The sequence below is a fragment of the Cytobacillus eiseniae genome (assembly GCF_017874625.1).
Lineage (GTDB): Bacteria > Bacillota > Bacilli > Bacillales > Cytobacillaceae > Cytobacillus > Cytobacillus eiseniae.
Genome location: NZ_JAGIKZ010000004.1, coordinates 55,482 through 68,646 on the forward strand (window position 1 = coordinate 55,482; position 13,165 = coordinate 68,646).

General features: G+C 38.2%; 14 protein-coding genes. 4 read left to right on the forward strand and 10 right to left on the reverse strand.

The genetic code is table 11. The features are described from left to right. Positions 1-25: 25 nt before the first annotated feature. From tgt to ruvA, 4 genes are read right to left on the reverse strand one after another with little or no spacing between them, the layout of a single operon-like run. Complete coding sequence (gene tgt, locus J2Z40_RS05470) at positions 26-1,165, reverse strand: tRNA guanosine(34) transglycosylase Tgt (RefSeq protein WP_066396319.1); 1,140 nt, start codon at positions 1,163-1,165, stop codon at positions 26-28. 42 nt (positions 1,166-1,207) lie between these two features. Beyond that, a complete protein-coding gene (gene queA / locus J2Z40_RS05475) occupies positions 1,208-2,236 on the reverse strand; it encodes a tRNA preQ1(34) S-adenosylmethionine ribosyltransferase-isomerase QueA (protein ID WP_066396321.1) in 1,029 nt (342 codons plus the stop codon). A 21-nt stretch (positions 2,237-2,257) separates the two neighbouring features. Beyond that, positions 2,258-3,262 carry a Holliday junction branch migration DNA helicase RuvB gene (gene ruvB, locus J2Z40_RS05480; protein ID WP_066396324.1) on the reverse strand — a complete coding sequence of 335 codons (1,005 nt, stop codon included), beginning with the start codon at positions 3,260-3,262 and terminating at the stop codon, positions 2,258-2,260. A 40-nt stretch (positions 3,263-3,302) separates the two neighbouring features. Continuing rightward, a complete protein-coding gene (ruvA, locus tag J2Z40_RS05485) occupies positions 3,303-3,914 on the reverse strand; it encodes a Holliday junction branch migration protein RuvA (RefSeq protein ID WP_066399437.1) in 612 nt (203 codons plus the stop codon). Positions 3,915-4,050: 136 nt separating this feature from the next. On the opposite strand from ruvA, the gene J2Z40_RS05490 reads away from it, so the two are divergent. Then, positions 4,051-4,554 (forward strand): endonuclease, encoded by a 504-nt coding sequence (locus J2Z40_RS05490; RefSeq protein ID WP_066396328.1) that lies wholly within the window; start codon positions 4,051-4,053, stop codon positions 4,552-4,554. 70 nt (positions 4,555-4,624) lie between these two features. Here J2Z40_RS05490 and J2Z40_RS05495 read toward each other — a convergent pair whose 3' ends face one another. From J2Z40_RS05495 to safA, 4 genes are all read right to left on the reverse strand, one after another. Further along, positions 4,625-5,146, reverse strand: a complete 522-nt coding sequence (locus tag J2Z40_RS05495; RefSeq protein WP_066396330.1) for a BofC C-terminal domain-containing protein — start codon at positions 5,144-5,146, stop codon at positions 4,625-4,627. 184 nt (positions 5,147-5,330) lie between these two features. Beyond that, positions 5,331-6,005, reverse strand: coding sequence for a YhcN/YlaJ family sporulation lipoprotein (locus tag J2Z40_RS05500; RefSeq protein ID WP_066396332.1), 675 nt, complete (start codon positions 6,003-6,005; stop codon positions 5,331-5,333). A 114-nt stretch (positions 6,006-6,119) separates the two neighbouring features. Next, the gene (locus tag J2Z40_RS05505) at positions 6,120-7,109 is read right to left on the reverse strand and encodes a phosphotransferase (protein ID WP_066396334.1); all 990 of its coding nucleotides are present in this window, start codon (positions 7,107-7,109) and stop codon (positions 6,120-6,122) included. Beyond that, the gene (safA, locus tag J2Z40_RS05510; RefSeq protein WP_066396337.1) at positions 7,084-8,550 is read right to left on the reverse strand and encodes a SafA/ExsA family spore coat assembly protein; all 1,467 of its coding nucleotides are present in this window, start codon (positions 8,548-8,550) and stop codon (positions 7,084-7,086) included. Before safA ends, J2Z40_RS05505 begins: the two co-directional genes overlap by 26 nt. A 244-nt stretch (positions 8,551-8,794) precedes the next feature. Here safA and J2Z40_RS05515 point away from each other — a divergent pair, with 244 nt between their 5' ends. Together J2Z40_RS05515 and J2Z40_RS05520 are read left to right on the forward strand one after the other, a co-directional pair. Continuing rightward, positions 8,795-9,334 carry a transcription repressor NadR gene (locus J2Z40_RS05515; RefSeq protein WP_066396339.1) on the forward strand — a complete coding sequence of 180 codons (540 nt, stop codon included), beginning with the start codon at positions 8,795-8,797 and terminating at the stop codon, positions 9,332-9,334. Between the two features lie 193 nt (positions 9,335-9,527). Then, on the forward strand, positions 9,528-10,271 hold the full coding sequence (locus J2Z40_RS05520) for a type II toxin-antitoxin system Phd/YefM family antitoxin (protein ID WP_066396341.1): 744 nt from the start codon (positions 9,528-9,530) through the stop codon (positions 10,269-10,271). 163 nt (positions 10,272-10,434) lie between these two features. Here the strand turns inward: J2Z40_RS05520 and J2Z40_RS20145 are convergent, their stop codons facing one another. Next, the gene (locus J2Z40_RS20145) at positions 10,435-10,578 is read right to left on the reverse strand and encodes a DUF4183 domain-containing protein (RefSeq protein ID WP_157087880.1); all 144 of its coding nucleotides are present in this window, start codon (positions 10,576-10,578) and stop codon (positions 10,435-10,437) included. A gap of 43 nt (positions 10,579-10,621) precedes the next feature. Continuing rightward, complete coding sequence (locus J2Z40_RS05530) at positions 10,622-11,344, reverse strand: 3-ketoacyl-ACP reductase (protein WP_066396347.1); 723 nt, start codon at positions 11,342-11,344, stop codon at positions 10,622-10,624. Between the two features lie 383 nt (positions 11,345-11,727). On the opposite strand from J2Z40_RS05530, the gene J2Z40_RS05535 reads away from it, so the two are divergent. Continuing rightward, positions 11,728-13,125, forward strand: coding sequence for a trypsin-like peptidase domain-containing protein (locus J2Z40_RS05535; RefSeq protein ID WP_066396349.1), 1,398 nt, complete (start codon positions 11,728-11,730; stop codon positions 13,123-13,125). The last annotated feature ends 40 nt before the right edge of the window (positions 13,126-13,165 follow it).

A 13,165-nucleotide genomic window follows, 5' to 3' on the forward strand; every position in this document is an offset into this window, starting at 1 on the left:
AATCATTTTTTGAATAATCCCCTAGTTAGAAGTTTTTCGCATTTGGCTTATTAAAGCCATATTTCTCGAAAAATTCTTCTCTAAAATCTCCTAGACGATCTTCTCTGATTGCTTGTCTGACCTGTTCCATTAATTTTAACAGAAAATAGAGGTTATGATAAGAAGTAAGTCTTATTCCGAATGTTTCATCACAGCGAATTAAATGACGAATATAAGCTCGACTATAATTTCTGCATGTATAGCAATCACAATTCTCGTCAATCGGTCCAAAATCTTTTGCAAATTTTGCATTTTTGACGACTAGACGCCCTTCACTTGTCATTAATGTGCCATTACGAGCAATTCTAGTTGGCAATACGCAATCAAACATATCAATCCCGCGAATTGCGCCATCAATTAATGAATCTGGAGAACCAACGCCCATTAAATATCTTGGTTTATTAGATGGCAGCAATGGAGTTGTAAATTCAAGCACCCGATTCATAATATCCTTTGGTTCGCCTACTGATAACCCACCAACTGCATAGCCTGGGAAGTCCATTGAGACAAGATCTTTCGCACTTTGTTTCCGAAGTTCTTCATATTCACCACCCTGAACAATTCCAAATAGGCCTTGATCATTTGGACGCTGATGAGCAGATAAACAACGCTCAGCCCAACGTGATGTTCTCTCAACCGATTTCTGCATATATTCATAAGTAGCTGGAAATGGAGGGCACTCATCAAAGGCCATCATTATATCTGAGCCTAATGCATTCTGAATTTCCATTGCTTTTTCTGGTGATAAAAATAGCTTATCCCCGTTTAAATGATTACGGAAATGGACGCCTTCTTCCTCAATTTTTCGGAATTCACTTAAGCTAAATACTTGGAAACCACCGGAATCGGTCAAAATCGCCCGATCCCAATTCATGAATTTATGTAAGCCGCCAGCTTCTTTCACAATTTCATGTCCAGGACGAAGCCATAGATGATACGTATTACTTAAAATAATGCCAGCACCCATTTCCACAAGCTCTTCAGGTGACATTGTTTTTACGGTGGCAAGTGTTCCTACAGGCATAAATACAGGTGTCTCAAATGAACCATGTGGTGTGTGGACTCGTCCAAGTCTTGCCCCCGTCTGCTTACAAGTTTTTATTAATTCATATCGAATTGCTGTCAATTTAATAGTTCTCCTTCCAAACAATCAATTTCCCATTTACTTTTACAAAATAAGCATCGCATCTCCAAAGCTAAAGAAGCGATATCTTTGTGCAACAGCTTCATTGTAGGCATTCAGCACATTCTCCCTGCCTGCTAATGCACTAACAAGCATAATCAAAGTGGATTTCGGCAGATGGAAATTTGTGATCATGCCATCAATGGCTTTAAATTCATATCCTGGGTAGATAAATATATCCGTCCATCCACTTGACTCCTTAAAGCGGCCATTATTGGCCGTCGCAATTGTTTCAAGTGTTCTTGTAGAAGTTGTCCCTACTGAAATAATTCTCCCGCCATTTTCACGAACTTCATTAAGTACTCTTGCTGTGCCTTCTGTTACTTGATAAAATTCAGAATGCATTTCATGCTCATTAATATCATCTACACTTACAGGGCGAAACGTACCAAGGCCAACATGGAGGGTGATGAATGCGATATGAACACCGATCCTTTTGATTTCTTCTAACAATTCCTCTGTAAAATGAAGCCCAGCTGTCGGTGCAGCTGCAGAGCCACGCTCCCGTGCAAATACCGTTTGATAACGGTCTTGATCATCTAACTGCTCTTTAATATAGGGAGGCAAAGGCATCTCTCCTAATTGCTCAAGCACCTCATAGAAAATCCCTTCATATTGGAAGGCCAATACTCTACCGCCATGATCAGCAGTACCTGTACATACAGCCGTTAAGAGCCCATCACCGAACACAATTCGTGTACCAACTTTGACACGCTTTGCTGGTTTAATAAGTGTTTCCCATACATCGCCTTCCTGTTGCTTTAAAAGAAGAACTTCGATTTTTGCGCCAGTTCCCTCTTTTTCACCAAAAAGCCTTGCAGGAAGGACTCTTGTATCATTTAAGACTAAACAATCTCCAGCCTTCAAATAGTCTTTTACTTCCCTAAAAATGGCATGATCCACTTTCCCCGTTTTACGATCTAGCACCATTAGCTTGCTACTCGTTCTTTCGAGTAGTGGCGTTTGTGCAATTAACTCCTCTGGTAAATGGAAATCAAATAAATCAACTTTCATACTGCACCAACTTTATTATTATTATTCTATTTTCGGAACTTCCAATTGAAAATGTCTGTATACTAAATCTGTTACTACTCTGCCCCTCGGCGTACGCTGAAGAAAACCAATTTGCAATAAATAGGGTTCGTAAACATCTTCAATCGTGTGTGCTTCTTCCCCAATTGTAGCTGCAATTGTTTCGAGACCTACAGGCCCGCCACGAAACTTTTCGATAATCCCTATTAATAATTTATGGTCAATATGATCAAGCCCTAAACGGTCAACCTGTAAAAGCTCTAATGCTTCATTCGCAAGCTCATTATGAATATGACCATTTCCTTTCACTTGGGCAAAATCTCTAACTCTTCTTAACAGTCTGTTAGCAATTCGTGGTGTTCCCCTTGATCTTCTCGCCACTTCAATAGCTGCATCGTCTTCGATTTCCGTATCTAACACTTCCGCTGTTCTTATTACAATATCTGTTAGCTGTGCTTCTGTATAATATTCCAGTCTACTAAGCACACCAAATCGATCCCTTAATGGTGCTGACAAGGAACCAGCCCTTGTTGTTGCTCCCACTAATGTAAATGGAGGAAGATCCAGTCTCACTGATCGAGCACTTGGACCTTTGCCTATCACAATATCCAGGCAAAAATCCTCCATTGCAGGATATAGCACTTCCTCAATGGTTCTCGGCAGACGATGAATTTCATCTATAAATAAGACATCCCCTGGCTCCAATGCTGTTAGAATAGCAGCCAAGTCACCTGGTCTTTCAATGGCTGGCCCAGCAGTCGTACGCATTTGGACACCCATCTCGTTTGCAATAATTGCTGCTAACGTTGTTTTTCCTAAACCGGGAGGCCCATATAATAGGACATGATCAAGTGTTTCCTGCCGAAGCTTTGCTGCCTGAATGAAAATTTCCAAGTTTTTCTTCACTTGGTCCTGTCCAATATATTGTTTTAAATTTTGCGGCCGTAAGCTCTGTTCAAAAGATATTTCCTGAATGTCAGCCTCACCTGAAATGATCCGCTCTTCCATTTATCTTTTCACCGCCTATTGGTAAACGATTCTTGTTCATTTATCGCAAAAGCATTTGCAATGCTTTTTTTATGTACTGGTCAGTTGTAAGCTTTTCCTTTTTAAGGGCTGGAGAAATTTTCTTTATTTCTTTTTCTGAATAGCCAAGTGCTTGTAAAGCGAGCATCGCTTCTTCAAACTCCTGCAATTTCCCACTATCCATATCGGGAATTTGATCAGCAGAGAATAAATTTGGAAAGAAATCCGGAACAATGTTTTGCAGCTTTCCTTTTAAATCAAGGATAATTTGTCTCGCTGTTTTCTTTCCTACCCCAGGGAATTTAACAAGAAACGCTTCATCCTCATTTTCGATTGCTTGAACGACTTGCTCAGGCTCTCCAGCAGCAAGGATGGCTAACGCACCCTTCGGCCCGATTCCCGTCACATCTAATAGTTTAATAAATAACGTTTTTTCTTCACGAGAGTGAAAACCGTATAAAGCCATGAAATCTTGCCTAACATGATGATACGTATATATCTTCACAACTTGTCCAACTTCCTGTTTAAAGCTAAATGGATTTGGCGTAGAAATCTGGAACCCAACTCCATTCGCTTCGATTACAACAAATGCTGGACCGATATAGTCTACTCGTCCTTTAATAAATTCAAACAACATTCTCGCTCCTCTAAATTTCAATACCTCATTGTACCATACTTTAATTTAGGTTCGAAGAAAAAAACAGTTGCAAACAGGGATCAAGACTAATTATAATTACAGATGTTTTCAAAACATCATTGGAGGGTACGAAATGAAGAAGTTTTTAGCGTTTTTAACCATTTTTTCAATCCTTTTTACAGTTGCAGGATGCACAGACTCAAAAGATGAACCAGCTGAAACTGAAGATAAGGTTGCAGAGTTAACGGATTCAATCAAATCCAAAGTATATAACTCGGTGCGAGTAGCAGAATTAAAAGTCAATGAAGTATTCCATAAAGAAGTTGCAGAAGATGGAGAAACCCCAATCATCAATGCTAATTTTGCAGAGGAAGAAAAAACAGTTGCCTTTTTATCCAATTACTATAGTGAAGAAATAGCGAAGGATATGTATTCTTACTATGCTACAGATGAAAAAACGGCTGAAAATCAAATGATCATTAAAAAAGAGCCGTATTTTACTCCTTCATTCCTTGAAACGAATCAGGAAGATGTAACAATTGAAGGAAATGAAACGAAAGCAACTATCAAAACAGCAGATCATACATATCAACTCGAATTACAAGCAGACCAATATGTAATTACATCCATAAAATAATGGATCCATGAAAGAAAGCAGATGGGTGAAAACGAATTGTTTTCATTCATCTGCTTTTGTATTTATAAAGTCATTTTGCTTGCTTATCAAATTTCGAATAGGTTTTAAAGGTTTCCAGCACCTCGACATATTTTTCCTTTGTTTTAATGGGAATGCCCTTTTTTAACTCCTCACATTTCTTACTTTCAAGGCGGCCTAAATCAATTTGAAAAAATGATTGGATAATATTTGCTTTCTGTGGTCGGCCATTAAAGATGGTTAAGACACCTTCGTCTGTAATGCCAAAGTATCCATTTGCTTTTAATAATGGAGAAATATCATCTACTACGATTCGAAAGATCATTTTCCCATCATCCATACTTGCGAGCTGCCATTCTCCATATTTCTCCAATAGCTCTTCCTTCGTTATCCATTCGATAACAGATTCCTGACTGATGTCCCCATCCACATACACTCTTTCTAAAATGACATTCATTTGTTGTGGAGGCTCCTCTGCAAATGCAACAGATTCAAAGGCAGATGTACTGTGTAATGGAATATATAGGATCGCGACTAAAAATACGAATATGGCAAAAACCCATTTGGTTCTCATATTTGATCACCTCAATTATAGATATGGAACATTATCTTTTTCTCAATATTTATTGTAGCCATTTTTTCCAAGCTTATCCGAATATTTTCGCAAAAAAGTAAAAGAGGCAAAGCTTCTTTGCTTTGCCTCTTTATATTTGGCTGTTATCGCAATCAATGCTGCTAATTGAAAAGGACCTTATATTTTAGTCAGTCATTTGATGAATCATATTTTTTACATCTAAATAGAGCTGGTCTTTTGGACCGCCATCTCTAAGATCATTGTCAATATTTCTTAGGCGATTATATGTGCTCTCATCCGTTACAATTTTAACATTTTTTCCTTTTAGATACGGATAGACAGCTTCACGAATTCTTGCTTTCGTTTGTGCTGTTCGATTCGCATCATTTATTCTTGCGGCAATGATCACATGCTCTCCATTGACAACGGTTTGTGAATCTTTTACATTCGTCACAGAATTTGCAGCCATATTAATTTTCTCGACTAGCTCCCCGCTATATGCTTCATAGTAGGAATTTCTAGCTGGGCGTACGTTGTTGCCGAGATGTCCATGATAATTTTTATCTTCTCTGCTAAAAAGATGTGGTTCCTGTGTCCCATCATTTCGTACACGAACATATTTGTTTTTGCCTTCTGCCCCTAGTGAATGGTCCATGATTTCAGTTACTGGGCCATCATTATCAGCACCATCAAGGAGTTGAGCATTTCCCCCACGATTTTGATGATTTTCATTGGAGTAATAACCTAACGGCTGTGTTTGGTTGATATTTCGACTAGCTGATTCATCATTTGCTCCACATCCTGCCAGCCCCAAAGTTAGAAAAGCTGCAAATGGAAGTACGGCAAGCTTTTTATTCAATGATTACCCTCCTTCGCAATTGAAACCATTTTGAGCGAGTTGCTCAAATATAGTTTGCCTAAATAGAGGGCTTTCATGCTTGAATGAATCATTAATAACGAAGGAGGATTCGACTTAGATTTCCTGTAACTGTTGAAGTTGGTAGAAAAAATTTTGACGTTGTTGAAATGGAGCAACGGTTGCTTTTAATAATTGTTTTATTTTTTCTGGTTGCACGTATGTTTTTTCCATAATGGCACGATTCCACTCCCTGAAAATATCTGTTGGAAATGCAAGTGCATAAATAAATGCTTTTTCATCCAAGTATTTCTCGAACGCACAAAGATTAGACAATTCATCCAATGACCAATTAAGAAATGGAAGGATGCGATTGGCATATTGAAGGTAATCAGAAAGTGGATGTCCGAGGCTAATAAGATCAAAATCAATTAAGTAAAGATCCTCATTCATTACGCGTAAAAAATTATGATGGGCAACATCTCCGTGAAGGATCACACGCCTCCCTTTTTCAAAAATGTCTTCTTTATGCAGCCCCTTTAATGACCAATCTGCCCAAATAAGCCATTCATTGATAATTTCCTTTTGAACATAATAACGAATAATAGGAAGATTACTTAGAAAAATAGCAGTTCTTTCTTGCCATTTTTCAAGTTGATTAAAGACAGGGACTCTTATTCGTGATTGCTCAGCTATTTCTTCAGTGGCGTCATGGAATTTTGCAAGCAATTCAAGACCTTGTATTCGATCCTGCTTCTTATGAAAGGAAAAAACATTTTCAGAAGGAGGAAGATATTCAAGACAGCCAAAATACCATTGGTCCATGAATAAAGGTCCTTCCACGATTAATGGATGAAAATTGTATGTTTGTAAAAACCCTTCTTTCTTTAAAGATGCAGTAAATTCATCTTGAACGATTAACTGATGATAAGAAGAATAGCCTTTCAAGATAAAATCAAAATCTACTGTTTTTACTTTGAATACTCGCTTTCTAATTGGAACAATATCCTCAATCTGAACTGTCAATTTATATTGTAAATAGGCGAAGAGACGATTTAGGAATAAATCGTCTCCACCATTTTTATACGTCAAATTCACTGCTTTCATCAAAGCCACGAGGCATGCCGAATGCTTGCCCTCCCATTGGCCCATATCCATAAGGATTCATCATTTGCATTGGCTGACCATAACCCATTTGATGCCCATAAGGTGCACCGTACGGGAAAGCACCATGGCCTGCATGAGGGAAGCCTTGCCCATATCCATATGGAGCCATTTGTGGTGCTCCTCCTCCACAGCCACAATCTGCCTCTGCTCCTTTAACTCCTTCAGTCGGCATTAATGGCATTTGACTTTGTGTTGGCATTAACGGCATTTGATTTTGCGTTGGCATTAATGGCATTTGATTTTGCGTTGGCATTAATGGCATTTGATTTTCTATTGGCATTAACGGCATTTGATGCCCTGTTGGCATTAATGGCATTTGTGCCATTCCAGGTGACTCATCCATTACACCTTGAACTTGGGGCGCCATTTGTGGATATCCATATGCCATTTGACCATATGGGATGGGTCCACAAAATCCTGACCCAGGCATAATTGGTGAAATTGGATATAGCGGAACACAAGGGTTAAAGAACGGCTGCTGCTGCATAACTGGAGCTGTGTACGTTGGTTGAAGTGGCAATTGATGCTGACCAGTATCTTCTACACCCATAACAGGTGCTGGCATTTGGTGCGGAAGCTGATGATTTGAGTAATATGGTGATTCATCATACCCTGGGCTTTCCACTCCAGCCAAGCCGTAATTATGAGGCATTTGCTGCATAGGCATTGTAGCCGCTCCTTGCACTTGCGGATAAGGCATACCAGGAGAAGCAGGATATAAATTTTTTGGATAATATGGATTCATGGTTTGTTCTTTACCCCCTTGATTTGTTTCTGCTGCTACTTCCTTTTTCACAGCTTTTGGTTTTTTTTCTGCAATTGGCTTTGTTTCAGCAATTGGTTTTGATTTAGCGATTGGTTTTGTTTCAGGTAGAAGATTTACTGGCTTTGGCGGCAATTGCGGAGCTGGCTGCTGCACACCAAGATTCGCCATATTTAGCATATAGTAATTATTAATATCAATTTCCGGCATAATTGGTTTTGGCATTTTCGGAATAAATGGCTTCTTTGGTACTTCTTTCGGTGCTTCAACCTGTGGTGCAGTTACTTTTGGTGCTTCCTTTTTTGGCGCTTCCTTCACCGGCACTTTTGGCGCTTCGACAACAGGTAATGTAATCGGCTTTTCTTTGGCAAAAGGGTGTTCCGCTTTCGGCATTTCTTTTTTTGCACCCATATTGATTTTGGTATCCGGCATGCCCCCAATAGGAGCTTCCTTCTTAATTGAACCCCCAGATCCAGGAACTTTTATTTTCATACCGGGCATAATCATATCAGGGTTGCTGAGCTGTGTATTCATCTTTTTCAGCTCTTCAAAATTCACGCCGTACTTTTTGGCGATCTTCCAAAGAGTATCCCCTTTTTGTACGATATGGATCTTCACTCTGATCCCTCCTACTAGTCATAAGTCCATATAGTGTATGATGAAATAGGCAAATTGCTAATACTTTACATAAAAACTTATGCTTTTATCATGAAAAATATGTTTAAGGAACGGCTATCATAGGCTTTTGAGAATCATAAATACATCCGCATATAAGGTTTTGAACATGTACATACAATCGGTTAAACTCAGCATTTAAATATGATAAAATAAATGATAATTAGGATGTAAGGGAGTTCATATAATGAAAAATCAGCGAAAGGTGCTCGGTGAAAAACGAAGAGAAATGATCCTCCAGCTTTTATTGGAAAAGGGGGAACCAATTACTGGCAATGAGCTTGCTACTATGGCCAATGTAAGCAGACAAATTATTGTTGGAGATATTACCCTTTTAAAAGCAAAGGGAGAACCTATTTTAGCTACTAGCCAAGGCTATATGTATTTATCCCAAGGTGGAGCAAATCTGCCGATGGTCGAGCGAACAATCGCAAGCAGCCACTCTCCTGAGCAAACAGAGGAAGAACTTAATATTCTTGTTGATTATGGAGTCACTGTAAAGGATGTACGAATTGAGCATCCTGTATATGGAGATTTGACAGCATCCGTCATGGTTTCAAATCGAAAAGAAGTTAGCCAATTTATGAAAAAAATCAAAAAAACGAATGCCTCCTATTTATCTGAGCTTACAGGTGGAATTCACCTACATACCATTTCAGCTGCAACAAAAGAAAAACTGGACGAAGCAGAAGCTGCATTGAAACAAGCAAATTTTTTAGTTGAGTAAAAGCGAGCATTTTCCTACTGAATATTGCCAGTAAAGAAGCAGCCTATCTGCATTGAGTATGATAGCTGCTTCTTTGTCATTTTTTAATCAAGTGGATGACTTGTCAATTTCCTCACATATTGACAGCCAGTTAGAAGATTCTTATAATTTAATTAGCTAAAATAGCTATCTTAGCTAATTTGGAGGTGTCGATATGATCATTAACTCAACTGAATTACAAAATAATTTTGGTAAGTATTTAATGCTTGCCTCACAAGAAGATATTATCATTACACGAAACGGAACAGAAATCGCCAAGCTAACCTCAGCTAAGCATGCATCGACAGCGAATCGTTCTGCTATGGCGGAACAAGTTCGGGAAAAAGCACCAGAGTATAGCTCTGACGGGAAAAAGGCAACTTTTGAAGAGTTTCTCCAATTGCATCAGGAATCCGAAGAAAGATATGAATATATTGATGGAGAAATCTATTTACTCGCTTCGCCAAGAACTGCTCATCAAATTGCTTTAACCGAGTTGTTTGTCATATTTTATCATTTCTTTCAAGGAAAAGAGTGTACACCAATGATTGCCCCCTATGATATCGAGCTTAAAAAATCGCCAGAGAGCTTTAATATCGTTCAGCCCGATATTATGTTTATTTGTGACCTAGAGGAAAAGTTAAATGAAGATGATTATTATAAAGGTGTCCCCTCCCTTATTGTAGAAGTCCTATCAAAAAGTACACGAAGAAAGGACATGATTAAAAAGCTTGATCTTTATATGTCTTGTGGTGTGAAGGAGTACTGGATTGTAAATCCAGATAACAAAGAAGTCACCGTTTATCTTTTTGAAGATAAAAATATTAGTAATAATGCCACTTACAAAAATAATGAGGCGGTACAATCCTTCATTTTTGAAGGACTTAGCGCTGAGATCAGAAGGATTTTTAGAATATAACTTTTACACAGCAAAAAAACTGAATCATCTGAATACATGCTTCAAAATGATCAGGTTTCTTGTTCCTCTATTCAGAGAGGCTATCGAAATGTCATTTACTAATATCCCCTCACTTTTTTATCACATGGTGGCAATGTGGACAATTCATCAATCCTTTATCTTCTTAATTGTAAATTGCTATAAATTGAAGGATAATCGGTACATTCCTTCGCTGCATATCACTTGTGTTGATATGCAGATATCCTTTTTTAACATCATAAACATTCGGTAGCTGCAGCACCCCATTAATAAAAATCCGAGTATCAATAAAGAAACTCGGATTTCAACGATATTAACTATGCCATATCCTATTAGAATGGATTCGTACCTAATAGCGTCGCTGTTTTCACATAAATTCGCGGATGCAATTGCAATTGTGATACAACAAATTCTGCAATATCTTCCGGCTGCATATATTTCTCTTCATTTCCATTGATTAGGTTGCTTTGAGCAGCAAGTTCTGTGGCAACTGTGCTTGGAGCCAATGCAGTTACACGGATGTTATTTCTGCGGACTTCTTGCGCCAGCGACTCAGTTAAACCAATCAGCCCAAATTTTGATGCACTATATGCACTTGATGTAGCCGCTCCATTTAACCCATTTGTAGAAGAAATATTAATGATGTCCCCACCATTTTTTTCGATCAATTGCGGAAGAACTGCTCGCGTTACATAATAAGGGCCCATTAAATTAACATCAATGGTTCTCTTCCATTCTTCTGGATCCATTTCTAATAGAGACGCAAATTTCCCAGTTCCTGCATTATTTACAAGGATATCAACTGTACCTAGCTTGCTTGTCAATTCTTTAACTGCTTGTTCAACTTGCTCCATTGATGAAACATCGACAGTTGCGTATGCCGCTTTAACACCTAATCCCTCAACTTCATCTGCAACCTCTTTCAAAGCATCTTCAGTTCTTGCAAGCAAACCAACATGAACCCCTTCTTTAGCCAGCGCAGTCGCAATTGCTCGGCCAATCCCTCGGCCAGCTCCTGTGACAATCGCTACTTTTCCTTTTAATGACTGTGACAATATAACCGTCCCCTTTCCATATATATCTTGCACTTCTATTCTAAAATTCATCATAAAAGAAGATTTATATATTCTATTCCTTTACAGTTATGTAATCAAGCAAGTTGCTTTTGAGACGAGAGCTTCTTTCCCCTCGTCCCACTGCTTTAAAAGGGCAGTTGTAATCCTTCATCTCGGAAGTTTGTCCAGGCCCTGTTCCCTTATCCCTAAAATATACCATTTGGATGATTTCCATTTCTTCATTAATCTAATAAAATCGTTGTAGAGGCAATATTATCCTTTACCTATGTAAATATATAGTTATTAAAATTTATCCCTATGAACTTTCCAAGAATTTCCTTATAATTACATTATACAAATAACCGGAAACAGGAGACTGATTTATGATTGTACGAACGAAACCTTTAAAGGTAAAATTGAAAGCAACAAATAGCCCTCTAGAGGATTTTATGACTTTAAATAAAAATGAGTCCGTTACAAAAGAAGTTCTTTTTGTAAGATATATTGGTATTCCTGAATCCATTAAACATTACACGGATACGATTCTAAAAATAGATCAGCATTTGTCCTCGGCCCCCTATCTACGATTACAAGGGCTTGAAATTATTGCAAATACTAATGATATTAATAGGCTAGCAAGTGTTTGGGAGAATTGGAAAACAGCGGCTTCACCTTCTACAAATAACTCAAATTCTTTTTATCAAACACCTCTGTGTGCTCCATTAACAAACGAGACCCTTGAATGGACGAAAAAGCTTACTTTTATTCAAGTCCTTTCAATGTATACACAAACCCATCCGAATACGAATCCTAGTCTAATGAAAAACTTCGTAATTAAATTTTTAAATTGGATGGAAATCTATTTGCCGAAGCTATTTACGACTACAAGAATATCACCGAAAGTCATGTTTATCGGTGATATTAAACAGCATGAATTATTATTTTTGTATTTCCTATCTAGACTTGGATGTGACATCTGCTATATGAATCCTAAAGAAGACATCGTCCATTCGCATCCCGAAGTTGAGAAATATTCAACATTGTATAAATGCAGTACCTTATACTCAGAACATGTACAGTTACCTGACTTTTCACCAGTGCCCATTGCAGTAAATACACCCTTGCCCTCAAGGCCAAATATTATTTCCCAACTCAAGATCATCCATCCTGTAAAACAGATCCAGAACCGATTACAGGCTGAAGAACTGAGTTATGAGCAGTTGGCTGCTCTATCAAACTCCGTTGTGATGATTAAAGTTTATGATAATGAAAATAAGGTATTATGCTATGGTTCTGGAGTGGTTATTCATAGTAAGGGATATATTTTAACGAATTTACACGTGATTGAAGGGGGACACCTTTTTTCAGTACTCTATGAAAATGAAACAGAGGAATATATAACGGATCATTTCATTAAATATCACCAGCAATATGACTTAGCTATTATTAAAGTGGATAAACACTGTTCCCCTTTAATTGTTAAGTCAGATGGTGAATTGGTTAGAGGTCAGAAAATTGTCGCCATCGGCAGCCCATTAGGTTTATTCAATTCCGTTTCGGACGGCATTGTTTCTGGTTTTAGAGAGATTACTAATTTTTCCATGATTCAATTCACTGCACCGATTTCTAATGGAAGCTCTGGCGGTGCATTACTAGATATGTATGGAAGACTTGTTGGCTTGATAACAGCAGGTTTTGATAGTGGCCAAAACCTCAATCTAGCCGTGCCTTCCGAAAAAATATATTTTTTCGCCCAGAACTTTATTGAACACAGGAATTAACATAATCAAATCCACCGCTTCAGAGATGAAGCGGTGGATT

Excerpts from the sequence above, each read along its gene's own strand:
- queA (WP_066396321.1), bottom strand. The coding sequence starts at position 2,236 with ATGAAAGTTGATTTATTTGATTTCCATTTACCAGAGGAGTTAATTGCA.
- ruvB (WP_066396324.1), bottom strand. The coding sequence starts at position 3,262 with ATGGAAGAGCGGATCATTTCAGGTGAGGCTGACATTCAGGAAATATCT.
- J2Z40_RS05490 (WP_066396328.1), top strand. The coding sequence starts at position 4,051 with ATGAAGAAGTTTTTAGCGTTTTTAACCATTTTTTCAATCCTTTTTACA.
- J2Z40_RS05495 (WP_066396330.1), bottom strand. The coding sequence starts at position 5,146 with ATGAGAACCAAATGGGTTTTTGCCATATTCGTATTTTTAGTCGCGATC.
- J2Z40_RS05505 (WP_066396334.1), bottom strand. The coding sequence starts at position 7,109 with ATGAAAGCAGTGAATTTGACGTATAAAAATGGTGGAGACGATTTATTC.
- J2Z40_RS05515 (WP_066396339.1), top strand. The coding sequence starts at position 8,795 with ATGAAAAATCAGCGAAAGGTGCTCGGTGAAAAACGAAGAGAAATGATC.
- J2Z40_RS05520 (WP_066396341.1), top strand. The coding sequence starts at position 9,528 with ATGATCATTAACTCAACTGAATTACAAAATAATTTTGGTAAGTATTTA.
- J2Z40_RS05535 (WP_066396349.1), top strand. The coding sequence starts at position 11,728 with ATGATTGTACGAACGAAACCTTTAAAGGTAAAATTGAAAGCAACAAAT.